Origin of the sequence: Sediminimonas qiaohouensis DSM 21189 (assembly GCF_000423645.1) — a bacterium.
GTDB classification, from domain to species: Bacteria; Pseudomonadota; Alphaproteobacteria; order Rhodobacterales; family Rhodobacteraceae; genus Sediminimonas; species Sediminimonas qiaohouensis.
Genome location: NZ_AUIJ01000029.1, coordinates 1 through 25722 on the forward strand (window position 1 = coordinate 1; position 25722 = coordinate 25722).

Consider the following 25722-nt stretch of genomic DNA (forward strand, 5'->3'; position numbering starts at 1 on the left):
CAGGTCGACCAAATGCAGCAGGCTCTCGACGAAGCCTGTGGTCTGGCGTAGCGCCATGCCGAACAACACTTTCATCGTCAAGCATGTCTGGATAGCGGTGTCGCTGTAGGTCTGCTGCCGACCGCGCTTACCGGTCGGCGCAGCCTCCCAGATCATCTCCGGGTCAAACCAGACTGTCAGCGAGCCACGGCGCTTGAGCGCTTCGTTATAGGCCGGCCAGTTCCTGGTCTTGTAGGTTGGGGGTGTGGGTCTGCTCATGTCGCCCAGCTACCACACTGGATTCGCGACATGAATCCCTCACGCGCTTTGTGCAACAGAGCCATAAGCGGTGCTGAGCGTGATCAGCCCGAGCACGCCGAAGAAGGAGCAGGAAACAAGATCGGATAGCAGATCCACGCGGCGAGACCATTTCGCTGACAGCGCCTGGGTCAGGAGTTCGACCGAGATGTGCCCGCTACCGCTTTCAACGGCGGCCAGCGGCAGGAATGTCAGGGCGACCATGTAGTAATAGGTCACCACGTCGAGGGTGCCTTTGATCGATTTTGCCAGCAGGTACTTGGCTGCCACGTCGGCTGTGACTTGCAACATCATGGCCACGAGAGCGACACCCGAGATTGCCAGCAGCACCGTCGATGTCCGTTCCAGTACGGCGTCCAGCGCCGAAAATATCCGCATGACTCCCTCCCTTGGTCTCCGGCCCCAGTGGATGTTGAGACCGAATTAAATACCAACTTAAAGTCATGCACCGCTGAACTGTCAACGATATATTTGCGATCAAATCTGAAAAAATCAGACCATCAAAAATTTAAAAGCAATAAACACAATATGTTATCTTGATTATTGGGGTGGTCTTTATTTTTCCAGTGCGCTTCATGCTTGACGCCACGGCCCAGTCAAATCTATGAATTATATTAAATTGGTATTTATGAAAGAGGACCAAGCTGATGTCTCATCCGACACATATCGCGCGGATCGAACTTCCCGACCAAGGGGAGCTCGACGCCGAGATCCGATCATATTTCGATCTTTGCGAGGAAAAGCTGGGTATGATTCCCAACGTCCTGCGATGCTACACCGGCAACCCGGCTAAGCTGCGAACCTTCAGCGAATTCTACAATGAGCTGATGCTGGGCGAGTCGCCCCTGACGAAACTGGAGCGCGAGATGATCGCCACCGTGGTCTCATCGCGGAACCGGTGTTTCTATTGCCTGGTTGCTCATGGCCAGGCCGTGCGTGAACTGTCTGGAGATCCCGAGCTTGGCGAAATCATGGCCTTCAACTACCGCTCCGGGGAGTTGTCAGAACGGCAGCGGGCGATGCTGGATTACGCATGGAAGCTGACGGACACGCCCGAGAGCATCGGCGAGGCCGACAGGCAAGCTCTGCGCGATGCAGGTTTCACCGACCGCGAGATTTTCGACATCACCGATGTGACGTCCTTTTTCAACTATACCAACCGGATGGCGCACGGGGTGGATATGGCACCCAACCGTGAATACCACGCCATGAACCGGTAAGCGGAGCGATACTAATGACCGATCACCCGCTACGACCGCTAATGGAGCCGGAGAGCGTCGCCGTTGTTGGCGCCACGCAGTTCGCGCCGGGACGGATGGGGACGCGCACGCTGCACGACTTCGCCGAGGCGAAATGGCCAGGGCGGCTATATCCAGTCACCCAAAAGGCTGCCGAGCTTTATGGCTACCCAACCTTCGCCAGCCTTGCGGGTCTGCCCGAGGCGGTGGATCTGGTCATTGCCCGCGTTCCGGCTCAAGCGCTTGAGAAGGTGGTGGACGACGCGATAGCGAATGGGGCGAAAGCTCTGATTGCTCTGGCGTCGGGGTTTGCCGAAACTGGCGACGATGGGCGCATGACGCAGCAGCGGATCGCGGACAAGGCGCAGAACGCAGGGCTGCGCCTGCTTGGTCCGCAATCCATCGGGCATATCAATTTTCTCGCACGCCTTCCGGCGACACTGAGCGCATTGCTGGAGCTCGTTCCCATGCGCGGCGGGGATATCGCTCTGCTTTCGCAGAGCGGTGCCCTATCTAATTATACCACGGTCGAAGCGTGGCAGCGTGGGCTGACGATGTCTCATGTGGTGACTTTCGGCAATGCCGCCGACGTCACCCCGGCCGAGGTGATCGACTATCTGGCGGACGTGCCGGAAACCCGCGTCATCGCGTGCTACCTGGAAGGGGTCGGTGATCCAGACGCATTCCGTGCTGCGTGCACAAAAGCCGTGACTTCTGGCAAGCGTGTTGTCGCTCTTAAATCCGGGCGATCCGAACGCGGACGTCAGGCCGTCGCAAGTCACACCGCCAGCATGACAGGGTCGGCGGAAGCCTTCGATGCGCTGTGCACCAGCAGTGGGGTCATGACAGTTCGCAGCATCAGCGAGCTTCTCGACGTTGCAGCCGTTGGGCGTCTGTCCCGGAAACCGCCCGGCCCGGTCGGCATGATAAGTTTCAGTGGCGCATCCTGTGCGCTCTTCGCGGATTATTGCGCCGCCGAGGATCTGGAGATCGCGGCTTTGAATCCCGGCACGGAATCAGCGTTGACTGAGATTCTGCCGTGGTTCCTCAAGCCGGCCATGCCATTTGATGTGGGCCAGATCGTTTTCGATCACGAGCTTTTTGCGCGCGCCCTGACACATATCGCGGCCGACACGGGGATCGGCACGTTGGTGGTCAATATGCACACGATCAATCCTGCCGCCCTTTGTCCCGATCGCAAGATCGAGGCGATCAAGGCGATGCAGCGCGCCTCGGGAAAGCCGGTGGTAGTGGTATGGGAAGCCGCCAGACCGGAGGACGCGCAGCGGCTGCGCGATCTCACGGGGTGCGCGGTTTTCGCCGATCTGGCCCGCGCGGTCCGTGCGCTTGGGCGGGTTCAATGCGATCCCGAGGCGGATGTCGTCGAGCAGCGGTGCCCGGATTCCGTGCCGCGTCCATCCAGTCTTGCAGACGAACACGAAGCCAAGGCCTTTCTTGCTGGTTTGGGCTTGCCGATTCCCGAGGCTGAATTGCTCACCTCTGAGAGCCTTGACGCGCAGGAACATGTCGGGTTCCCGCACACCGGGACGTTCGCGTTGAAGATCGTGTCGTCCGATATCCAACACAAGACCGAGGTCGGGGGCGTTGCATTGGACGTAAATGGTGCAGAGGTCTGTGACCGGGCATGCAGAATGCTCACCGAGGTACGGGCCAAATGCCCGGATGCGCGGTTGCGCGGCGTTCTGGCCGAACGGATGGCGCCAGCAGGCTCGCAGGAAATGGTGATCAGCGTGTTGCGGGACGTGGAGTGCGGGCCGGTTCTAACCATCGGCGCCGGCGGCACAGCAGTGGAACTGTATCGCGACGTCGCGCGCCGGGTCTGTCCCGTTTCGGTTATGGAAGTCCGCAGAATGGTGGGTGAGCTGAAATCTGCTCCGCTTCTTGAGGGTTTCCGCGGCGGTCCGCCGTCCGATCTGGACGCGCTGATGGCGTTGGTTGAGCGGATTTCACAGATCGCGGTGGCCGCGCCTTGGCTCATGCAACTCGAACTCAACCCCGTCCTCGTCGGACGGCCCGGGGAGGGGGTGCTTGTGGTCGACGCCCTGGCGGAAATCGACGCCAGCCACGCGCCGCGCGATGCGGCGGAATAGGCCATGCTGGAGGAGAGAAGTATCATGCAGATCGGAACCGGCAGTCACTTCGCAGGGGTCAAGGATCCGCCATTGACCGACGCGACCATCGGTGCGCATGTCGCACGCACGGTGGAAGCATATGGCGATTGCCCCGCCATTCTGGCGCCCACAGGCGCGGTCCTCCTCACCTATGCGCAGTTCTGGCGGCGCGCGGAATCCTTGGCGTCCGGGCTTCTTGCCCTCGGCTTGGAGCCAGGCGACCGGATTGCCATTCTCGCGCCAAATTGCGTCGAATGGGCATTGTTGCAGTTCGCTACTGCTCGCGCCGGGCTAGTTCTGGTCACGCTGAACCCGGCCTATCGCAGCCCGGAGTTGGAATTTACACTCAAGGCTTCGGGCAGTCGCGCGCTCGTGGCCAGTCGCACCTTCAAGACGTCGGACTATCTTGAACTGCTGAACGAATGCGAGAACACGTCGCTTCCCAATCGGCTCCCCGAACCGTTGAATTTATTCATTGGTCTTGGTTCCGATTGGCCGAAAGGCACACGGTTGTTCGATGAGATCGAGGCGCTGGGCGCAGCCCGCCAATCCGGTCATTTGGCCAAGGTCGAGCATGCCTTACGTCCCGAGGAACCCATCAATATCCAGTTCACGAGCGGCACGACCGGCTTGCCGAAGGCGGTCACGCTCTCGCATCGCAACATCCTTAACAATGCGCGCTTTGTGGCACACCGTCAGTCATTGGGCAGACAGGACCGTTTGTGCATCCCGGTGCCGCTTTATCATTGCTTCGGGATGGTGATGGGTAACCTCGCCTGCGCTGCAGTTGGCGCCTCCTGGGTTTATCCGTCCGAGGGATTTGAAGCCGAGAGCACGCTGGCAGCGGTGGAAAATACCGGCAGCACCGCGCTCTATGGCGTCCCCACGATGTTCATTGCCATGCTCAATGCCCCATCCTTCGCAAGTCGAAAACTGGACAGCCTGCGCACGGGGATCATGGCCGGGGCCCCGTGTCCTGCTGAAGTGATGCGCCGGGTCATCGACGAGATGCACATGAGCGACGTGACGATCTGTTACGGGATGACCGAGACAAGCCCGGTCAGCTTCCAGACGCACAAGGACGACACGCTGGACCGTCGAGTGAGCAGCGTGGGCACCGTGCAACCACACCTGGAAGCACGGCTGGTCGATGAGGGTGACAATGTGTGCCCGATCGGGGAAGAAGGGGAAATACAGGTGCGCGGCTATTCCGTTATGGCGGGCTACTGGGGGGATCCCGATGCCACGCGTGCCGTGATTTCCGACGGCGGGTGGATGCGCACGGGGGATCTGGGTCGAATGGATGCTGAAGGCTTCTGCCAGGTCACCGGCAGATCCAAGGACGTGATAATTAGGGGCGGGGAGAATATCGCGCCGAAAGAGATCGAGGAGATGCTGCACGCTCACCCCGAAGTGCAGGACGTACAGGTGTTCGGACTGCCCGATGATCGGTTGGGTGAAACCGTCTGCGCATGGATTCAGCCGACACCCGGCGCACAACCGGATCCGGAGGCGCTACGGGACTACTGCAAGAGCAGGATTTCGCATTTCAAGGTGCCCCAGATAATTCGGATCGTGTCCTCTTTTCCGATGACGGCTAGCGGAAAGCCGCAGAAATTCGCAATGCGCGAAATGCAAATGAGGGACCACGATAACTTCGTGCTTCCCGGTTCAGGCAATTAACCTTTCTCCGGGGTGCACAGCGATGCTAAGAAAAGTTAATCAGGATTTTGGGCAGGAAATGCGGTCGGACCAGACGGACAAACATTCAGCGCGCGGGGCGACCACGGGGACAGCCAAGAAAGGTTATCTCTATCAAACGGTGGCCAATTTGGTTGCAAAGCAGATCGAGAGCGGTGCCTACAAGGTCGGTGATCTTCTGCCGCGCGAAGAAGATCTTGCCCGAAATCTAAAGGTCAGCCGGAACACGATGCGACATGCGCTCCAATTGCTGGAGGAACAGGGTCTCATCTTGCGCAAGAAGCGGCTCGGAACGGTCGTGATCGCGTCGCGTCCGAGCACCACGATGACGATCAACCTGACATCTCTGGATAGCTTTGGCCAGGTCGCCGAGCGCACCACTTTCCACCCGAAGATGGATGGCCCCCTCTCGCTGCCATCAGATCTCTCGTCGATCTGTGAAACGGATGGGCCGCCGCTTGATACATGGGTGCGGGTCAGCGGTGCCCGGACCGATACCGTTTCGGACGCGCCCTATTCCTACGCGGCATTCTATTTCCCGGAGCGTTTCGCCAGAGCTGCTCAGTTGATCGGGCCGAAGACGGGTCTGGTCTACCGTATTGTCGAGGAAACATTCGGCGTTGTCGTCGATGCGGTGCAGCTCGAGATACTCGCCGCGCCCATCGGGCCGGAGGTGGCGGAGGCGCTGGACCTCGATGAGGGCAACGTTCTGTTGAAGCTTCTCGAAGTAATGCGCGACGCCGAAGGCCAGGTCATCGAGGCGGTCGAGGCCTATTATCAACCGGAAACCTTCCGCTATCGTGGCGTCATCCGACCCAACGGCTCCCGCTGAATCCTGACCAAGCCCAAGCGTCCGCACGGCGCATTCTAAAATAAATTCCAACATAAAAACTGGAGACCCCCGATGCCTGATGCACTCACTTACACGGCCAAGGATCATGTCCTGCATATCCGGATCAACCGTCCGGAGGCGATGAACACTTTCAATGCCGATGTCGTGGCCGGTTTCCGCGAGGCGTGGGATCGCTTCAACTCAGATTCAGATCTCCGTGTGGGTCTGCTCTCAGCGGCTGGCGAGCGCGCCTTCAGCGCCGGTGTGGACCTCAAGACGCCGGTCAGCGTGCCTGAGCTCGCCTCTGTGCTCCCCGGCATCGGGGTCGAGGTGAGAAAGCCCCTCGTGGCGGCAATCTCGGGCCACTGTCTGGGCGTGGGGCTGGTGATGGCGCTGGCCTGCGACTTGCGCATCGCGACACCAACGGCGAAGTTTGGATATCCCGAACCCAAGGTGGGAACGACGGGCGGAATTGCCAGTTCGCTGCCGCGTTACCTGCCGCGCGCGATTGCCATGGAGATGCTGTTCACGGGGGACAGTCTCGACGCCGAGAGAGCCTATCAGATCGGGTTCATCAATCGTCTGGTTGATGGCTCTGCACTTGAAGAAGAGGCCTTTTCCCTTGCCGCGCGCATTGCCGGTAACGCACCGCGTGTGGTGGGCGTTCTCAAGGAACTGGTCCAGATGAGCGACACGCCGACCCCCCTCGAGACTGCCGCTGCGGCCGAGCGTCTTCTGGCGCCGTTGCGCGGCAGTGCCGACGAGATCGAGGGACGACAAGCATTCCTCGAGAAACGCAAGCCCGTCTTCACCGGTAAACTCTGATGCCCTACACCGCCACACACTGGGGGATCCGAGAAGTCGTTGCCGCACCGGGAGAATCGCCCCGTCTCCGACCATACCGGGACGACCCATTTCCCAATGACCTGGGTCTGGACCAGCTGTCGTCCCACGTGCAGGCCGCGCGCGTCCAACGTCCGGCGGTGCGTGAAAGTTTCCTTCGCAAAGGCGCCGCAGCGGGCGGCGCCGGACGCGGGCAGGAGCGGTTCGTGGAAGTCCCCTGGGATGAGGCACTGGACCTGGCTGCCGGCGAACTTGACCGGGTGCGATCGGAGCATGGAAACGCCGCGATCTTCGGCGGCTCCTACGGATGGGGCAGCGCGGGGCGTTTCCATCATGCCCAGAGCCAAATTCACCGGTTTCTCAACAGCATCGGCGGCTATGTCGCCCACCGCAATACCTACAGCCTGGGCGCGGCGCACGTGATTCTGCCGCGGGTAGTCATGCCCATGGGCGAGCTGATGGCCGAACATACGGATTGGGACACCCTTGCGCGGCATACTGAGCTGTTTGTCACCTTTGGCGGCATACCCGCAAAGAATGCCCAGATCTCTGCGGGAGGGGTGCAGCATCACCGGCTGCACGGCGCCCTGCGACATATGTCCAAACGCGGCGCGGCCTTTGTGAATGTCGGCCCGGTCGGGGATAATATTTCACCTGAGGTCGGGGCCGATTGGATCGCGATCAGACCAAACACGGACACGGCGTTCATGCTGGCGCTTGCGCATGTTCTGGCGGCCGAGGGACTTGCCGACGCTGCGTTTCTCGAGACTCATTGCGTCGGGTATGAGCGGTTCCAGCGATACCTGACCGGGGAACAGGACGGGGTCGCGAAAAACCCCGAATGGGCGGCTGGAATCACCGGTGCCGCCCCAGAATCGATCCGTGATCTTGCCCGCCGGATGGCGCGCTCCCGCACGATGGTCAACATGGCCTGGTCGTTGCAGCGCGCCTCGCACGGAGAACAACCGTGCTGGATGCTGGTGACGCTGGCCGCCATGCTGGGCCAGATAGGGTTGCCTGGCGGCGGCTTTGGCATCGGCTACGGCGCCGTCAACTCCATTGGCAGTGACGGTGCGCGTCTTCCGAGTCCGACGCTCCCCCAGGGGCAAAACCCGGTGGAGAAATTCATCCCCGTCGCCCGGATCGCGGACATGCTGTTCGAGCCGGGTGGCTCATATGACTATGACGGGGCGCGGCGGGTCTATCCCGATATCCGCTTGATCTATTGGGCGGGTGGGAACCCGTTCCACCACCATCAGGATCTGAACCGACTGCGCCGCGCCTGGCAGCGTCCCGAAACGATTATCGTCAACGAACCCTACTGGACAGCGACTGCAAAGCACGCCGACATTGTCTTTCCGGCGACCATTCCATTGGAGCGCGAGGATATCGGTTACGCAACGCTGGAAAAACACATGCTTTGGATGGCAAAGGTCGCGCCTCGCCACGCCGAGGCAAGGGACGACTACGAGATTTTCACCGAACTGGCCCGGCGCCTCGGTGATATGGAGGCGTTCACGGAAGGGCGCGACGCCACCGGCTGGTTGGAGCACATGTACGATCAAACGCGCAATGCCATGCAAAGGTCGAACATCGAGCTTCCGGATTTCGAGACGTTCCAGACGGCACCGCCTCTATCGCTGAACGCATCATCACCGAAAATTCTGCTACAAGCATTCCGCAAAGATCCCGTCGCTGCGCCGCTCCAGACGCCGTCCGGCAAGATCGAGGTCTTCTCGGATGAAATCGCCGCGTTTCGGCTGGACGATTGTCCCGGTCATCCTTGCTGGCTCGAACCAGTTGAGTGGCTGGGGGCAGCGATGGCAGAGCCAGATACTCTGCATCTTCTCTCGGATCAGCCCGCACACAAGCTGCACAGTCAGCTCGATCAGGGCGCGGCCAGCCAACGCGGCAAGAAAGACGGAGTGGAACGCATTCGATTGAACCCGCAGGACGCAGCCCGCCAGGGGCTGAAGGACGGGTCCCTTGTCGAGGTATTCAATGACCGCGGAACCGTCCTTGCTGTGGCGACGCCCCACCCGCAAGTGATGCCGGGTGTTGCGCTGCTTTCAACCGGGGCGTGGTATGCGCCTGATGCGCAAGGGCGCGACCGCTCGGGTAACCCGAATGTGCTGACCCTCGACCGGGGCACATCGCGCCTAGCACAAGGGAGCAGCGCACAATCCTGCTTGGTACACATGAGGAGTGCTGAGTAGTCCCGTAAGATTGCTTCGATGATGCATCATGCACGGTCAGATGGAGGTTGTTCGCCAAAATTTGGGAAGGTCCCTGTAAACCGTTTAGCAAACCCGCAGCATTTGTGGATGCACCCTGCTTAGCAAGCGCAATCTTTGATGTCTCGGCGGAGTCTGTAGCGCGACATCACAGGTGGTTGACGGTGGAATTCGCTAAGGTGCCGCCATTTGGCGAGATCAGTTTCGATGTCGCTGTTTTGTGTCGTGCGTGCTGTCGTGCACCAAGATGCAATGGCTGTCGGCGCGCCATGCGGCGAACATGATAGGCGCGTGAGGACGTGTCTGGCCTGTCGGCGCAGGGGGACTCGCCAAATGTTGACCAGGTGTTGACCAGAACGGTGCACGCTCATACACAAGCGAAACGCTCGGCTTTTAGGCCTCTGTTTTATTTAGGAAATTTGGTTGCGGGGGCTCGCTTTGGCCTATGCAGAACTGATACCCGCTTTACGATATAATCTAGATATTTCAATCACTTGACTGCTTTGTCTATAAATCCGAGCGTAGTGGCATTTTCCAATAACGTTCTGACTTTCGCTCGATCAAGGCCAGAGCCGACTTCGGCGTCGATCTCTAGTTTCAGCGAAACTTCGGCTCCTGGCATCGTCGTCAGCTGCTCCACGATTGCTTCAACGATCTGGTGCATGTCACGTGCAGGTCGATCAGCTGAGAGCATAACCGTGCCCACAAACCGTTTTGGCCTGGGCTCCTCTGTTGGTTTGGGCTCAGCACTCGTGCAGTCACCGTCACTGCTTTTTTTTGAAGCATGAGCTTCATCTTCGCCGCTTGTCGCGACAACGCCTTCAGAACCTAGTCCGCTCTGCTCAGACGCGGGAGCGGGTTTGGGGCGCTTTGCTTCGGCGACATCAGGTCTGATAATAATAGAGTCACTGTCGATCGATACCAGGCTATTCGGAGATTTCTCGATCGCCAAACCCGCGTAAGACTGAGACTCTTCATCCCATCTTTCAGCGTATGCGAATGGGCCGGGAATCATGCCGCCGACGGCCGATTGAACAGATTTGATCAGCGCATCACGGTTTTTCAGACGGGGAAGATATGTGTAGCGGTTCAGATATTCCCATAGTTCCTTGAGATGAAGATGCTGTTTGCCATTCCAGATGTACTTTTCGAGTTCCCGGTTAAGACGTTCCGGACCGATCTCCGGTAGCAATGCTTCATCGCTAACAAGCTTCTTGCTGGCACGGCCAAGAACACCATCCTGAGCGGGTATCCGAGCGGACGTGAGCTCCACGTCTGATTGCGCAGTGTCCTGGTATGGATAGATCAGATAGCACCAAGTTTCCTTTAGCCGCGTTTGAACGGTTTCGCGCGCTTCTTTCGCCTTGTCTTTTGCGAGGGCGATGTCACTTGTTTTTAGGTCGAGACGTCCGGTATCTGCGTCACGGACAATCCCATCCCATGCAAGCGAGGAGCGCATGGCCTCCTTCAGGTTATCAAGCTGTCGATTGTCGGCAGCGAGGAACACAAGCGTGTTCCGGTATACGCGTGGCGTGGCCCCCCTCTGAAGAAGGATGTCTTTGACTTCGACCATTGCATCAGACCCATTACGGCCAGCATGCGGATACGCGACGCCAAGGATAACAGCCCTAACGCCCCCGGATTCATCCGGCACTTCGGAAGACCCATCTGGAGCGACCTGAACGGCATCGAAATGCCCGCGGTCGGCCAAGCCGTTGATATACGCTGTCAGGGCTTTGTCGATGTCAACCAGAACGAGAGCTTCCTCCAACTGACCCGCACGATCTGACGCAACGCGGTTCAAGCTTGCCGACATCGAATACCAATAGCGACCAAGGTCGCTGTGCATGAACTTTGCCTGATTGGTCAGGCGGCGAAGAGCATCACCGAATATCGCAACCTTCTCACCGGGCTGAACCACACCAAGATTGATCCGCTTGTCGTCAATGCCGCGGTTCTGCTGACCCTCAGTGGGCGCCGTCGCGACAAAGACGGCGCGTGCTACGCGGCGTGTGGCAGAGTAACGATTCAGGTTCGGCGCTGATTGGTCAATCTTGTAGGGCGTTGAGCTCGTTCCATCCACATCCCCAGCGATGATCCCCTGCCATGCGTTCGGCAAATAGTGCAGGAGTTCGGGCTCAACGCGAGCCGAACTTATCGCCACGCTGCCAGGCATGATCATGACCGACGGATCACCAGACATCCAAAGCTCGTGAATGACCTGCGCCATCAAGCGCAGTACGCCGCGCGTGCGCTGGAATTTATCCAGCGAACCCCACGCCGTATAGAGATGGTCGAACAGGTCCGGATGGATCGGATATGCCTTCTCGAGCTTGCGGCGATAATCCTCGTCGGCGCAGCCCTGCGGGAAATCGTTCGGGTTCTCTCGGTAGAGTTTGGCAAATTGCTTCAAGGTATTGTCGCGATGCCGATACTTGTCGCCCGGAATTTCCTTGAACAACCGACGCCGAACGATCTCGTAGCTCTCCTCTTGGGAAGCAGGCCGCCAAGAGCTTTCGACGCGACTGAAAGTCTGCTTCAGCCGCGCCAAAGCCTCTTGACCGCCTTCGCCTCCCACCTCGATTTGAGAAGCTGGCAGTGAGGCCACAAGAAGCGTTTGAGGTGACGCCTTCACGGCCTCAGTCAGCGATTGCACAAATGAAATGTTCGCGTCGAACGAGCCTGAGGGCAGCCCCTCGATCTTGTAGATCTGGCGCAGGTAGGCGACCCACTCGTCGATCAGGATGAGGCACGGCGCGCACTTCTTGAAGATGGCCTCCAGCAGGTTCGACCCCGGTGCGATGCCCCTCTCATCATTCTCGGCGATCATCTGGTAGGCGTCTTCTCCACCCAGCTGGAAGGCGAGCTCACCCCATGTCGTGTTGATCCGACGTCCATAATCCTTCTCACGCTGTCCAACGTCGGACGGACCAGATGAAGTTCCGACCAGAACAGCCCGGTTGATCCGGTCCGGAACTGTCAGCCCTTCTTCGGACAGCAGCTGATCGAGACCGGGCAGATCGTTCACCGCCGTCTTGCCGACCATGTGATAAAGCGCCAGCATCGAGTGGGTCTTGCCGCCGCCGAAGTTGGTCTGCAGCTCGACGACCGGGTCGCCGCTTTTGCCGGAAAGGCGTTTTGCGGCGCTCACGAGCAGGTTGCTTAGGCCGTCCGTCAGATAGGTCCGGCTGAAGAACTCCCGCGGATCGCTGTACTCGTAGGGCGCGCTGCCGTTGTGCACCTTGGCGAGGTCGGCGGCGAACTCGGCCTGCTGGAACTCGCCGGTCGCGACGTCCTGGTGCGGCTCCACCACGTCCCGCCACGGCAACAGGCCCGAGACCGTCTCGGTCGAGATCGTCGAGACGTTGCTCTTGCGCTCCTCCGACCGGGCCAGCTCGCGGTACTTCGTGCGCAGGATCGTGTCGCGCATCTTGCCGATTTCCTCGGCGCTCTGGCCGGCGCTCACGGCCTCCAGAAGCCGCCGCATCGAATCCAGCGCGCGCTCGGCGTCGTCGTAGGTGAACTTGCCATCATGGGCGAGCTTGTTGCGGACATCGACCAGCTCGTTGACGATCGAGCGATGCGTGCGGTCCAGCACGTCGCGGAAAACATCGTTCCACAGCCGTTCCATGATCTTCAGCAGCTTCTGGGTGTCGAGGCTGAACTTGCCGTTCTGCTCCGCCCGCCACTCGGGAAACCGCGAGATCACCTCCTGCGGCCAGCCCTTGCCCATCGCGGCCTCCAGCCGCTGCATCACGAAGGGCTGCAGGCCCTTGGGCAGAAGCTCCATGCCCTCGAAAACTGTCTGGCGTGCACTCTTTGCCATTCAAAACATTCCTTAGATATCGAGCGTCGACTGGCGATTCAAATCGTCGAGCCGTACTGTTGCAGCCTGTCGCGTCAACTCCGTCCACACCGCGATCAGCCCGTTGTAGGAGGTCGCCTCCTTCGCGTCCTGCCGCTTGTTCGAGCAGATGTCGTAGAGGTAGTAGGCGAGGTCCTTGACCATCTCGGCGCGGTCCGGGCCCAGCTTCTTCAGCAGCACCGCGGCGGCGTATTCGCCGTCGTTCTCCAGCACGCGGATCAGGTGCTGGCAGCATTCCCAGATCGTCAGGTGATCGTCGCTGGCCGGGTCCCACTCTGCATCCAACTCGGCGCGCTTGAGGATGCGGACCTTTCCGGCGGAGCTGTCGACGATCCCGGCATGTTTCACGCTCTCGACCGAGATGCCGCGCGCGCGGGCGAGGTTGTCGGCCGCGCCGTAGTCGCCCTTGTCGGTGCCGTGCTGCTCGAACCAGGTCGCGGCAAAGCGGGTGTCGGCGTCGAACTCGCCATGCAGGTCGTTCAGGAACTCGTCGAGCTCGGCATTGATCAGCTGCAGCGCGGTCTTGACCGTCATCGGGCTGTCGTCGGCCTCCAGCACCGCGCGGTAGCGCGAGAAGACGCCCATGCCGGGGCCGATGGCCGATTGCGGCATGTCGGCGGGGGAGACGTTGGCAGCCTGAAGCTCGGCGATGGCCGGGGGCAGTTCGCGTTTCAGGGTGCGGATGAACTCGGCGCGGGTGATGGTCTCTGCCGTAAGTTCCAGCTTCCGGCATACAAGTACGACTGAGTTTGCAAGGGCGTTGGTTCCTGAGGCGACCATGCGGTTCGCCATTTCCGTCCGCAAAGGCCAAGTCCCTACTACCGCATAACCCGCCTCCACAACAGCTTGCAGGAAGGTAGCCCATCCTGTGGAACTGATACCTTCCTGCGCGATCTCACTCTGCTTGAATGCGTAATAGATTGTCGAAGGATATAGCTCAGACGACTGAAGTGCCATGTTCGCTACGGCCTTGCCCATCCCGCTCATAAAGAATTTTTCTGCGGAGTTTTTGCCGCCATGGCGGTAGGGTGTTGCTACAAGTTCTTCACTTTTGGGAGTTGCTAAGATTTCAAATATTTCAGGATATACTGGCCTGACGACAGGTTTCATCCAGCAGAAGAAAAAATCAGAAAGGTCAGCATAGCCGATGTTATCATAGTAAGGTGGGTCAGTGGAGATCACTACATTTTTTGGGTATTCAACGGTCTGCGCATCATGCTGTTTCTCAATGCCTATGCTACCTGGCACAAGATTCACAATTGCCTTCCACGTCCACTCGACGCACGGCTCCCAGCTACCAGTCGAGCCAGAGAATGGATTACCTTCAGCAAAGTCCCAAGTCATTGGTATTGCCTGACGTCCAAAAGTATTTCTAAGGCTTGAGCGGCTTGAATCCCAGGTGCAAATCGAGCTGCCCCTATCTGCCATTTTTGTGATCGCAAATGCGGAATAGATCGCAACGGCCTCGGCATAGGCCTTGGCGCCGGTGCCACCGTCGCGGAGCGGACTACAGTCATCTGAGAGGTTCCCAGCCAAGGCGTCGGCCTCAATCTGCGAGCGTGCCTCGTGCACCAGATCGCTGAAGGTATTCAACGCCACCAATTGTCGGTCCGTGAACAGATCACCAAAGGTGGTCAGGCCGTAGTCTATCGTCCAGAAATTTCTTGGATCATTCGGAAGGTTTGTCTCTGGCTCCCATTCAGGTTTGGCAGCCAAAGCAATCTGTTCGTGGTGCTCCGATGGGGCAACATAAGCACGAGTACGATTGCCCTCCGCAACAATGGCGATGAGCTTTTGCCCCATCTTTCCATCCCGCCCCATGCGCTAGACGAAATCTGGCGTAATTGCTGTGTCCGAAATAATGCAGCGGAAGCTCGCGCCGCGTCCAGCTTTGGTGCCTTTCTTTGCGTTGGCAAGCTCAGCCTTCGTCCCTTTGTGCCGGATGCGATAGGCAATCGTCTTGGCCTGCCGATCCACAATGGGCTCAATCCAAGCCTCTTTTCCCGGCTTAGAACTCAGAAGAAAGCTCGATGCAATCGGCACCTGAACATCCGAAAATGCCGGGTCTGGGCTCGGTACCGTGCGCGCCCAGATCCAGGCGATCACGGTCGCCTTGCCGCCACCGTACTCGCTCGGCAGGTCCACCTGCGGGTAGAGATGCCCGATGCGCTCCCACGCCTTCTCACGCATCCACTCGCCATAGTATTTCACGTCCTCGGCCAGCCCCTGGGCGTTTTTATAGCCGCCATGGCCGGCGTATTTTTCCCCCGGATGGATCGGCTCCATGTCCTTGAACTTCGGCGGGATCTCGATCATCGCCTTGCCGATCATCACAGCCACCGGGTTCAGGTCGGACCCATAGGCGGGCAGCCCCAGCCGCTGCGCCTCCAGCGGGATCGACCCGCCGCCCGAGAACGGGTCATAGACCGGGGGCAGCTCGCCATCGCAGCTGGCGCGGATCTCGGCCCGCGCGCGCTCCAGCACCTCCTCGTTGGTCGAGTTCTCCCACTTGACCAGCTCCTCGATGATGGTGAACAACCGCTTGCGCTCGGCCTCCACCACCTCCTCGGTCGGGAACTTGTCCGGATGGCTTGATGGGTCGTCCACCAGCTGCGCGAACAGTACCGCCCGGCACGCCGCCAACGGCCGCCGCGCCCACCACAGATGCAGCGTCGAGGGATGCCCGTGCCGGATCGACTTCTCCCGCGCCGACGCCGCATTGATCGCCTCAAGCGGGATGGCAACTTCGATGAGTTTCTTTTTGTATGGCGTGGTCATTATTGGTGTCTTTCGAATGTCGCTTGGCCGTCTTGGGTCAAGACGAACACAAGTTCGTCGCTGATCGTCTGGCCAGAGACAAGCCCCTGGTCCAGCAGCGATTTAATAAGGCCCTTGTCGGGGTAGCGGCGCTGCCCGTCAGCGAGATCGAATACCGCCGGGAAACTGTGTGGCGGCAATGGCTCCGGGCTGTGACTCGCAAGCTCCAGATAGAACGGAACCGCCGCGAACTTGCGCGTCGTGTCGGCCCGCCGCTCATCGCGCGGACTGCTACGCCATGACTGGACATCGTGGAGGTTGCGCACGCTCGTCGTTTTGGTGAGCGGTTTGCTGGCACCAGCATAACTGTCGGCAATGATCTGCTCTGCGTGCTCGGTGCGAATGGCAATTCTCATCGGCTGTCCCCTTTCATTGAGGCGGCGCCGCCCGCTCAAGCAGACTGCTGATCGTGAATTGAATGGCGGTCTGGCCGAACTCTGGCTCGCGCGTCATGAGCCGCCCCGGTCGATAGACCGGTCTTTGGGCATATCCGTTCGTTATCGCAACGAATACCAAAAAGAAATCATCCTCTTTGTTCAGGGAGGCCATGAGCTCGTTGCGGGTAATCATGATTGTGTCGGCCGTGTCGACGCGGCCCTTGACCTCAAGAAACCGCAGATGGCCCGTTGCCGGATCGAATGACTCTATGTCGTAGCCCAGCCCACGCTGGCTGGACACGTCCCGCGGCTCGTTGCCAAGCTCTCGCTCGGCAGCCATGACCGCTTCCATCGCCTTGATCTCGATCTCGCAACGCGCCACTGGATCCTCGGAGAAGCCCGAGCCCGCATCGGCCGCGCCGACAGTCATGCGCGCGCGCAGCAGGCCGGCGGGGACGACGATCATCCCGCCCCGGACACGCGGCGGCTGGGCCGAGATGAACCGCTCCTGTTCGATCAGCTCCAGACGACGCTTCATGCGTTCGGCCAGGTCCTCCGCCCGGCGCTGCGCGTTCTGCCAGTTGAGGCGGGTCTTCTTGCCGGCCTTTTCCTGCTCCTTGAGCTCGAAGGCCCGCGCGTCCCAATAGTTGATTTCTTTTTTGAGGCGCGCTTTCACCTCCTGCTCGACCTTGTCAATCTCGGGGATGCGGCGTGCGCGGACCTCTGCAACGTGGCCTTGGGCGAGCTCAACCGTGGCGAATTGCGTGACCTTCTTCTCAAGATCGGCTCGCAGCCAGTCGGCGTTCAGAACGTCCACGACTCCCTCGATTTCCTCGCTGGTCGCCGGACGCAGGTTCAGGTGGGGAGCGATCCCCGCATTGGTTACGGTTCCGGCCTCGTCGATCGCGGCGAACTGGAGCTTCTGCGAGATTGCGTTGGCGTTGCCGGATCTGGTGGGGCGTCCGTCCTGGACACTGTGTTCGAGGAGAAAAAGGGCAGAGACGTCGGTACCGTCGTCGGTGTCATCGACCAGGACGGCGCCCTGTTTCATGAGGTGATCGTTCTGCTCGCGCACAAGGCTGATCACGGCGTCAAGCAGCGGATGCCCGGGGTAGACGAAGGCCGCGACAGGCTGCAGGTTGATCTTGTCCTTTTCGAAGCAGATCCGCTCATATTTCTTCTGCAACGGTGCGCCGGAGCCGATCTGACGATCACGTTCGCGAATGCTGAGAGGGACGTGGGTGATTTCCCATCGTCCTTCCTCCCTGCGTTTGATTTGGCCGCCAAGACGCCTGAAAGCCTCAACGAAGAAGCTCTGAATATGATGGGGTTGAAGGCGTTGAGCCTCTGCCCGCTCCATCTCGAGTCGCAATTCCTGGACGCGGGCTTCCGGCATTGTGTCGCTCGTCAGTTGCCGCTTATTCAGCAAATCGAGCAGATGGCTTTGATCAACGGCGCCATCCACGGCCTGAAAGAGGCGGGCTTTGACCTCATCCTGCTCACCGTACTGAATCGCTTCGAAAAGAAGGTCCTTCAGCGCACGTTCTTCGAACAGTTCGCCGAGAACGTCATAAACGCGCCCGCCCAAAGCTTGACGAGCAGCTTCTAGCTTTTCAAGAAGGCGTGCATAGACCTCGCCCTCACGGGTATCTTTCGCCACCAGGTTCCAAAGATGGCAGACCTCGGTTTGGCCGATCCGGTGAATTCTGCCGAAGCGCTGTTCGATCTTGTTTGGATTCCAGGGCAGATCATAGTTTACCATCAGATGCCCGCGTTGAAGGTTCACACCTTCGCCGGCGGCATCGTTTGCGATCAACACAAGCAGGTTACGATCCTGCATAAACCGCTCGACGATCTTGCGCCTCTCGTCCCGTGACACGCCGCCATGAATTACCTCCACGACGTCCGGGCGTCCCAGCCGGGCGACCACCTTCTCCCGCAGATATTCGAGCGTGTCTTTTGGCTCAGTGAAGACAATCAGCTTGCGCCTATGCCCATCCGCATCGAGCATCAGATCGTCATCAAGAATCCTATCAAGCTGCTGCCATTTCGTATCTTTACCCGATCGGAGAACGTCGAGGGACATACCCTCAAGCCCTTTGAGAGTATCAACTTCGATCTCCAGTTGCTCAACGGTTTCAGCCGTGGTTGCACCAGTGGAAATCAACTCCTCAAGCTCATCGACTTCCTCTTGGCCATACTCGTCCAAGTTTCGAAGCATCTCTTCGTTGACCGAGGCGCTTTTGAATGCCGATGATTTGCCCCTCGTCGCAAGTCTGGCTTCGGAAAGCTCGCTTTCCAAGCGCTCTCGACGTCGCTTCAAGGACTGATAGATGGCAGCGGGACTTGACGCGAGGCGGCGCTGTAGAATCTGAAGTGCGAAGCCCACGTTGTTGCGTTTCCTGCCGTCCTCTTCCGCGAAACGCTGGACCCGGTTCATCTCGTTGCGCACGTATTCGGTGACGGCTGTGTAGAGCTCTGCCTCCTGCGGTGAAAGATTATATTTCACCGTGTAAGCGCGCCGCTCCGGGAAAAGAGGACGGCCGTCGAAACGCAGGAGCTCTTCCTTGGTCAATCGGCGCATCATGTCTTCCACGTCCGCGACGTGGACCCCGTCACGAAAACGGCCCTCGAAGCGATCGCCGTCGAGCAATGCCATAAACAGCTGGAAGTCTTTTTCCTTTCCGTTGTGCGGCGTCGCCGTCATCAACAGAAAGTGACGGCAAGCGCGGCTGAGTTGCTGACCGAGCTGGTAGCGCTTGGTATATTTGACTTCGTTCCCAAAATAGGTGGCCGACATTCGATGGGCTTCGTCAGCGATGATCAGGTCCCATTCGATGGATGCTGCCAGCTTTTCCTGCAGTTCTTCGTTTCGAGCCAGAACATCAAGGCGGGCAATAAGCCGATTGTTGTCGTTGAAAGGGTTTCCCGAGCGCGAACTTTCGATCATGTCGCGCGTCAAGATATCAAACTCGAGGCCGAATTTTTCGCCGAGCTCGTCCTGCCATTGTTCGACGAGACTACCAGGTGCCACGATAAGACAACGCTCCAGGTCGCTCCGCGCAACTAGCTCCTTGATCAGAAGGCCAGCCATGATCGTCTTTCCGGCGCCCGGATCATCCGCCAACAGAAACCTCAAGGGCTGGCGGGGTATCATCTCGCCATAGACTGCAGAAATCTGGTGCGGCAAGGGATCGACCAAACTCGTGTGAATGGCCAGATACGGATCGAAGAAGTATGCGAGTTTGATGCGGTTTGCCTCAGTCACGAGACGAAGCAGCGCGCCATCAGCGTCGAAAGACCAGTTCCGGCCCTGACTCTCGATGCCGAGTCGTTGCTCGTCGTCACGGTACAGCGTTGTTTCGGCAACTGAGCCGGACGACGTTCGGTATACGACGTTGACCGCCTGATCCCCAATCCACTCGACGGAAACGACTTCCACAGACGCGCCGGGAATGAGACCAACCACACGCCCGCCGGGTTTGATGTCCTCAAGATAACTCACAGAACGCACCCCTAGTAGACCAAGAACTTGGCTTTGAATAGAAAACTCGCACTACCCTTGCACGAACTCACTATTAATCTGGACCCGCTCTGGTGTCGAGTGTTGCGGTTCCTCCGCCATGATCGCCACGGCTATACCGCCGCGCAGCGCCAGCCCCATGCCAACCGTCAAAAGCCGGATTTTCGCTGGTGCGGCTTACGCTATGGGCGTATTTTGTTGAAATAGTCGGTGTCCTGCCAAGAAGGGGCGGATTTGTAGAACATCCTCCCGCGAAAGCTCCGCCTCACAAACACGGTTTGCCAAAGGGTGACCTGACGGAACGCAGTTCCAAAATTTCCAAGCAAATTTCAGGTTGCAGAGTTTTTCAACTCAATGGGCGGTCACCGGACCTTCGCCGCGCCTGCGACACAAATTGCCCATGGCGCGTGATGCGGACGTTCGGATCAGCCAAGACCGACGGTTTTGCTGCACTGTCGCAACTATTCTCGAAGCCATGCCCTGTGCTCGGTCTCGAGGGCGTGTCCGTCGTTAAGTATTGACAGTCTACATGTCAAAATGAAAGGTGTATTGTCATGCATAGATCAGACAAACTGTTCCGCCTCCTGTGGCTGTCCCGTCCCCTGATGCAGCGAGTCGAGGAGCTGGTGCGCCGCAATCTCGACGGCACCGGGCTGACAGTCAGGATGCGCGCGGTGCTCGAAATCCTGGAGGCACGCGGCGCTCTTTCTGTGCCAGACATCGGGCGCGCGCTGCAAATCCAGCGCCAATACGTCCAGGTCATGGTGAACGAGGTGATTGCAGCAGGCCTTGCCGACAAGCGCGCGAACCCGCGCCACCGCGCGTCTCCCCTGATAAGGCTCACGCCGCCAGGCCGGAATCTCATCCGCGACGTGCTCGCGCAGGAGAAACGAAAAGCCGAGCAGCTTTGCGCAATCTACACGGATGAGGACATCGCAGCCGCGCTCAGTGTTGTGGAACGGCTCTGCGCCCAGCTCGATTCGGATGCCGAAGCGACCCTTGTGGAAAAGAAAAAGTATCGCAATGTGAAGGGACAAGAATGACTTGGATCACCCTCTTGATAATCGGAGTACTCGGCCTTTTGCTGCTGGCAATCGGTCTTACTCTTCTTCCTGTGCTCTGGCCAAGGCGCCACCCGTTCCGAGCCGTCGGCCGCAGTGCCGAAGAGTATCGAAAGCGCGAAATCGAGAACGGCGTGGTGTTCGAGCAGACCTTTCCCACCCGCGCGATCCGGTTCGACATGCCGGACGGCGGGCAAATAGCGGCGCGCTCGGTCGGCCCGGAGGAGGCTGACGACATCGTTGTGCTCGTCCACGGGATCGGTGCGGCGGGCGCGCGCTGGACCAACCCGTCGGGTCTGCTCTCCGACGCGACCGGGGCGCGGGTCGTCGCGTTGGATCTGCGGGGCCACAACGACTCCAGCGGTCCGCGACACGATCTCGACCGGATCGGGCAATACGAAGACGACATCGCAGAGGTGATCACCGCGTTGCGGTCAGAGAGACCCGATGTGCGCATCTGGTTTGCGGGTCATTCGATGGGCGGGGGAATCGCCCTGCGCTTCGCGCTGAAGAAGGACTGTCCACGCGTCGCAGGCTACCTGCTCCTCGCCCCGATCTTCGGGCCGGGGCCAACCGCGCCGGCGAAGCTGCCGGACGATACCGTCCTGAGCATCGACCGAGGGCGCATGACCAGCCTTATGATCTTGAACATGGTCGGGCTGCGTGCATTCAATCGTCTTCCGGTGGCCTATCTCGATGCACCGCCGGATTTCCCGGCCTATTCCTTCACGGCACTGGCGTCCGGCTTGCCGCTGCCACCCAGGACGGCCGAAGACGCCTTGGACGCGATGGAGGCGCCATTCATTATCGTGGTCGGGGAAAACGACCCGACCGTGCGGGTCGAAGGCTACGAAGAAGTCGTAGGGACGCGAATGGACGGTACGGTCGAAATCCTGCCCGGGCATGGGCACGACAGTTTCCTGAACGACCCCGCAACTCATCTCACCGTCGCGCGCTGGCTTGATGCCAACCGCGCCGCATCAAGCCTCGAAGTGGCTTAACGCTGTCCGCTTGTGGGAACTCCGCGGCACGATGTCGGCGCTCCGAAGCCGAGGTGGAAGAAACTGACGACTGTCAACGTTGCAGGGGTGCCAAAGGTAGCGCTGGCTCCGGCATGTCGGGACATGCAGCAACTCCTGAGTTTTGCTGACGCAGCGAATGTCGGTTTTGGCGGGTTGTGGCCGGGCGAAACGCGCAGTCTCTCAAAGTCCGGTCTGGGCCGTTCTTGTTGACGAAGTCGGCACCAAAGCCAGGATGCCGCGCTGCATCCGAGGTCGGCTTGGAGATCTTTTGTATTGCAGCCAATGACTGCTCCAGTTCCGACAGCGCGCCCGCCGTCAAGCAACTGGTGCAATTCGAGGGGCAGCGACAGGATGCGCGCCTGAAACGGCTTGAGCGCAATGTCGATGGTGGCGGGGTTGCGCATCATCGAGATATTATTGCCGAATCAGTGACATGCCGCTCTGGGAGATTCTTTTTGCCTGTCCTTGCCAGACTGACCGCCGCCGAACTCCTCCGGCTCCATGCCCAGATAGGCGAGGAGCTGCGGACGCGGGGTGTCGTGCGCAGTGCCAACAACCCGACCGGAGACCTTGCCGAACACCTGTTCTGCGCCGCCTTCGGCTGGGCTCAGGCCCCGAACTCTGAGCGGGGATACGATGCGACCGGACCGGACGGGACGCGCTTCCAGATCAAGGGGCGGCGGGTCCACCGGCGCAACCCGTCGCGCCAGCTATCGGCAATCCGCGACCTTGCGGGCGGGCACTTCGACGTGCTGGCGGGCGTGATCTTCGATGATGACTTCTGCGTGGTCAGGGCGGCGCTGATCCCGCGCGGCGTGGTGGAGGCGCGGTCAACCTACGTCGCCCACACCAACAGCCACAAATTCATCCTGCGGGAGGACGTGTGGTCCGCCGCCGGGGTCCGCGACGTGACTGCCGAGGTCGCGGCGGCGATGCCCTAACCGTTCCCCTTGATGAAATCTTCCAGCGCATCGGCAATGATCTTGCGCGGGTCACCGATTTCATAGTGTGCGGCGTCCTGCTGGACTTCGTGGCTCACGCTCCCGTCCACCTTCGTCGGCTTCCCATCGACAAAGACCTTGAGGTGCCAGCCGTCCCCGTCGCTGACCATCTTGATTTCAAACGAGCGTCCCTCGTGGTCGAATGTCTTGACAGTATGCAAATGCAGCCCTCCCAGAATGTCCGGGATGAGCTTGTCACTCCTTCGGCGTCACGTCCACCATCTTGCGGTCGCAGCGAAAGTCCGGAATGACGCGCTGCATCGCAGCGGAGGTGGGCCCGGTCAATGGCCGGTATGGGCCGATTTCAACGGCCCAAGCGAGAGACTTCGCGAAGTAGTTCAGTGGCATCTACGGGGTTGGTTAACTTCTGCAGTACATTTCGACCGATCGACTTTTGCGATCTTGGCAACCTATCGGCCTGAACGACATAAAACTGCCACTCTGAAGCAGAACGTTGATCAACGCCGTCGTGCCATGCAAAGATATACAGGTTTGCCAACCTCTTGCCGGAAATATTGGGAGCATAGGTCTTTCCGTCAGGGTAGTGTCCTTTTGCGGTCGCAATGCTGAATCGAGGTGACCCACTCGAAGGCCCCCAACTCTGTTGCCGCGCAGATTGTTTAACCTCAACGCGAAGGCCGTCATTTCGTTCAAGATCCCAGGCCGCCCAGTCGTTTCCGGAATGCTCCCATTCGCTGCCAAGCAATTCAAGAACCATCAGTTCTACCCACAGGCCCCGCAGGTTGTTCTGCATTACTGGAACGTCAAAAATATCTTGAATTCGGGCGAGGACCTCTTCTCTCATAGCCCTAGGATGAGAGATTATTCTTGGCGAGGCAATGGTCTTGAACCGCCTGCCTTAACCTCCGCTTTTGCTCAACCGTAGCACGGCGATGCTTCGAGCCCCAATGGCAGCATCAGGCCGGGATCAAGGATCGACCAGGCGCCAGAATCCATGTTTTCGGCCGTGGTCCTGCTTGAGCGCCTCAAGGAACTGCGCATGGGAATGACGGTCGCCATAGTCCTCGATGGCGGCATCGCAGGCCCGACATTCGGCCAGATGCCGCGCCGCGTGACGATAGCGCTTGGACTTGCCCCCGGTCAGCGTGTCCAGAACCATGGCGCGGCGCATCAGCGTGGCGGCGAGCGGGTGCCCGGCCTCGAGCGCGTCGGCCGCCGTCGTGAGCGTATGATAGGAATTTCCGTCCAGCTCTTCGGCCCGCGCCAGAACGACCCGCGCCGCACGGTCGCGCGCCGGCCAGTCCACGAGGAAGCCGATCGCCGCGCCCAGATGCGGGTAGGCCTCCGCGAAGTCTAGAGCGGCCTCTTCGGCCTCGACGTCATCGAAATCGGGCTGCAGCGTCAGATACTTCCGAAGGCAGGGCGCGCTGAGGGTCTGTTCGAATGTCGTCCACAGATGGGCCTTCAAGTCCTCCGACTTGCCCTGCCGCTCAAGGCATTCTTCAAAGATCGCATCGAGATCGTAGCGGAACATGCCGAACGACTTGCCGTCTTCGGCGGCGCGGGCACGGGTAACGATGTCGCAAGCCTCATCGACACGTCCCACGTCCAGCAAGCGCCGGGCCACGTCGGGGGCAATGGTGCCGTAGGTCAGCTGCTCTGCGGAATAACGCGCCATGTAGGCGTCGACATCTCCCTGGGCATCAGCGACATCCGCCAGGATGATCGACCTCGTCACCTCTTTGTTGCGGCGCACACTGTCTTCGGCAGACGACATGAGGCCATAGCTTTGGTATCGCTCGAGCTCGCGCTCGGTCGGTGGCGCCTCGGCCCAGGCTTGCGTGATCCGCTTGAGATGCTCGAGCCCCTCCTGGCCGAGCGCCTCCGCCGTCGCGGGAATAATCCCGTCGAACTCGCCGTAACCGGCCTCGGCGACCGCGTCGAGAACGCGTTCGGCCAGGGCGGCTGGGTCCCTGGAAATCCCGGGCGACATCTCCGCGATCAGGTCCACAGCGTCGCTCATGACGCCACCAATCGCGCCGTTGCTGTCATCCGTGCGTTCGTGGATCGAGGGGGCGAGTTGCAGGAAAGTCCAGAGCAGTTCGAAGGCCTCGTCCGGATCCTGCGGGGCGATGATGGTTTCGATCATTCCCAGCAGCCCCTCGAGATCCTTGACCAGCGCCCGTTGCTTGCGCCAGTCGACAAAGCTGGTCGCGCGCCGCAGCGAGGCGAAGCGTTTGCGCAGATCGGCTGCAACCTCCCGGGGGCCATGGGCGGCGCTGAGTTCCATCCGCGCGCGGCGCTGCAGGGCGGCGTTCCCCTGCACCAAATCCATGACCAGTGCAGCGAGCTTCTCCGCTCCCAGTTTCTCGAGGTTGGCCTGGTTCAGGGTCTTCTTGGACATGGCTACGGGTTCGGCTTTGTTGTGGTGCGTCGCGCGGACAATGTCGCACAGGTCTTTCTGCGACAAGCACAAATGGCGGCAATGCGCAGGATGCGGAGTTTGCAAAGTTTCGGCAATTTCCCGAAAGCCGCCTTTCGTGTAGCGTGCGGCGAAAGCCGATTGAGAACGTTGCTGACCGCGGCGTGTCACGTCGAGTCCGCGCGTCCAGGAAACCGCGCCCCGTCGTTTGCAGCCTAGCCCGCTATTCATCAGATGCGTCGATGCCGCGCCAAAACTTTCGCGTTGCGGGCAAAACTGCATCGCGCAGCATTTTCGAGGGAAAACGAAAGGTGGTAATGTTGCCTGTGCGTTCGTTCATAACACTGGCATTGAACATCACGATATATTATACGCGTTCACGCAGGATCTGCTCGG

At 59.7% G+C, this 25722-nt stretch carries 19 protein-coding genes; 9 read left to right on the plus strand and 10 right to left on the minus strand.

Features of this window, described 5'->3' with window-relative positions; genetic code table 11:
• Both G568_RS0115380 and G568_RS19050 read right to left on the minus strand, forming a co-directional pair.
• Nucleotides 1-258, minus strand: a 258-nt coding sequence (locus tag G568_RS0115380; RefSeq protein WP_026758616.1) for an IS5/IS1182 family transposase, incomplete at its 3' end; no start/stop codon positions are given.
• 39 nt (nucleotides 259-297) lie between these two features.
• Complete coding sequence (locus G568_RS19050; protein ID WP_051203068.1) at nucleotides 298-675, minus strand: TRAP transporter small permease; 378 nt, start codon at nucleotides 673-675, stop codon at nucleotides 298-300.
• A 269-nt stretch (nucleotides 676-944) separates the two neighbouring features.
• Between G568_RS19050 and G568_RS0115390 the strand changes: the two genes are divergently transcribed.
• From G568_RS0115390 to G568_RS19060, 6 genes are all read left to right on the plus strand, one after another.
• A complete protein-coding gene (locus tag G568_RS0115390) occupies nucleotides 945-1517 on the plus strand; it encodes a peroxidase-related enzyme (protein ID WP_026758860.1) in 573 nt (190 codons plus the stop codon).
• A gap of 14 nt (nucleotides 1518-1531) precedes the next feature.
• On the plus strand, nucleotides 1532-3646 hold the full coding sequence (locus G568_RS0115395; RefSeq protein ID WP_084627426.1) for an acetate--CoA ligase family protein: 2115 nt from the start codon (nucleotides 1532-1534) through the stop codon (nucleotides 3644-3646).
• Between the two features lie 24 nt (nucleotides 3647-3670).
• Nucleotides 3671-5350, plus strand: a complete 1680-nt coding sequence (locus tag G568_RS19055) for an AMP-binding protein (protein ID WP_157084429.1) — start codon at nucleotides 3671-3673, stop codon at nucleotides 5348-5350.
• A gap of 22 nt (nucleotides 5351-5372) precedes the next feature.
• Entirely contained in the window at nucleotides 5373-6200 is an 828-nt protein-coding gene (locus G568_RS0115405; RefSeq protein WP_084627427.1) for a GntR family transcriptional regulator, read from the plus strand.
• 72 nt (nucleotides 6201-6272) lie between these two features.
• Nucleotides 6273-7025: an enoyl-CoA hydratase/isomerase family protein gene (locus tag G568_RS0115410; protein WP_026758863.1), complete on the plus strand. Its 753-nt coding sequence runs from the start codon at nucleotides 6273-6275 to the stop codon at nucleotides 7023-7025.
• Nucleotides 7025-9259: a molybdopterin-dependent oxidoreductase gene (locus G568_RS19060; RefSeq protein WP_037374305.1), complete on the plus strand. Its 2235-nt coding sequence runs from the start codon at nucleotides 7025-7027 to the stop codon at nucleotides 9257-9259. Before G568_RS0115410 ends, G568_RS19060 begins: the two co-directional genes overlap by 1 nt.
• A 508-nt stretch (nucleotides 9260-9767) precedes the next feature.
• On the opposite strand, the gene G568_RS0115420 is transcribed toward G568_RS19060, so the two are convergent.
• The 5 genes from G568_RS0115420 to G568_RS0115440 are packed head-to-tail and all read right to left on the minus strand — an operon-like array spanning nucleotide 9768 to nucleotide 19841.
• The gene (locus G568_RS0115420; RefSeq protein WP_026758864.1) at nucleotides 9768-13103 is read right to left on the minus strand and encodes a DUF499 domain-containing protein; all 3336 of its coding nucleotides are present in this window, start codon (nucleotides 13101-13103) and stop codon (nucleotides 9768-9770) included.
• Nucleotides 13104-13115: 12 nt separating this feature from the next.
• Entirely contained in the window at nucleotides 13116-14945 is a 1830-nt protein-coding gene (locus G568_RS19065) for a DUF1156 domain-containing protein (RefSeq protein WP_245582966.1), read from the minus strand.
• A 21-nt stretch (nucleotides 14946-14966) separates the two neighbouring features.
• Nucleotides 14967-15920, minus strand: coding sequence for a DUF1156 domain-containing protein (locus tag G568_RS20720; protein WP_026758865.1), 954 nt, complete (start codon nucleotides 15918-15920; stop codon nucleotides 14967-14969).
• Nucleotides 15920-16315, minus strand: coding sequence for a hypothetical protein (locus tag G568_RS0115435; protein WP_026758866.1), 396 nt, complete (start codon nucleotides 16313-16315; stop codon nucleotides 15920-15922). Before G568_RS0115435 ends, G568_RS20720 begins: the two co-directional genes overlap by 1 nt.
• Before the next feature lie 13 nt (nucleotides 16316-16328).
• Nucleotides 16329-19841: a helicase-related protein gene (locus tag G568_RS0115440; RefSeq protein WP_026758867.1), complete on the minus strand. Its 3513-nt coding sequence runs from the start codon at nucleotides 19839-19841 to the stop codon at nucleotides 16329-16331.
• Between the two features lie 572 nt (nucleotides 19842-20413).
• On the opposite strand from G568_RS0115440, the gene G568_RS19070 reads away from it, so the two are divergent.
• The 3 genes from G568_RS19070 (at nucleotide 20414) to G568_RS0115460 (ending at nucleotide 22883) form a co-directional block, all read left to right on the plus strand.
• Nucleotides 20414-20902 (plus strand): MarR family winged helix-turn-helix transcriptional regulator, encoded by a 489-nt coding sequence (locus G568_RS19070; protein ID WP_084627428.1) that lies wholly within the window; start codon nucleotides 20414-20416, stop codon nucleotides 20900-20902.
• Nucleotides 20899-21921, plus strand: a complete 1023-nt coding sequence (locus G568_RS0115455) for an alpha/beta hydrolase (RefSeq protein ID WP_084627429.1) — start codon at nucleotides 20899-20901, stop codon at nucleotides 21919-21921. Before G568_RS19070 ends, G568_RS0115455 begins: the two co-directional genes overlap by 4 nt.
• A 476-nt stretch (nucleotides 21922-22397) precedes the next feature.
• Entirely contained in the window at nucleotides 22398-22883 is a 486-nt protein-coding gene (locus tag G568_RS0115460; protein WP_026758869.1) for a hypothetical protein, read from the plus strand.
• Here G568_RS0115460 and G568_RS0115465 read toward each other — a convergent pair.
• From G568_RS0115465 to G568_RS0115475, 3 genes are all read right to left on the minus strand, one after another.
• A complete protein-coding gene (locus tag G568_RS0115465; protein ID WP_026758870.1) occupies nucleotides 22880-23104 on the minus strand; it encodes a hypothetical protein in 225 nt (74 codons plus the stop codon). The two genes, G568_RS0115460 and G568_RS0115465, sit on opposite strands and share 4 nt — an antisense overlap.
• A gap of 143 nt (nucleotides 23105-23247) precedes the next feature.
• Nucleotides 23248-23748: a hypothetical protein gene (locus G568_RS20325; protein ID WP_157084430.1), complete on the minus strand. Its 501-nt coding sequence runs from the start codon at nucleotides 23746-23748 to the stop codon at nucleotides 23248-23250.
• A gap of 123 nt (nucleotides 23749-23871) precedes the next feature.
• Entirely contained in the window at nucleotides 23872-25608 is a 1737-nt protein-coding gene (locus tag G568_RS0115475; RefSeq protein ID WP_245582967.1) for a DUF6880 family protein, read from the minus strand.
• Nucleotides 25609-25722: the final 114 nt, after the last annotated feature.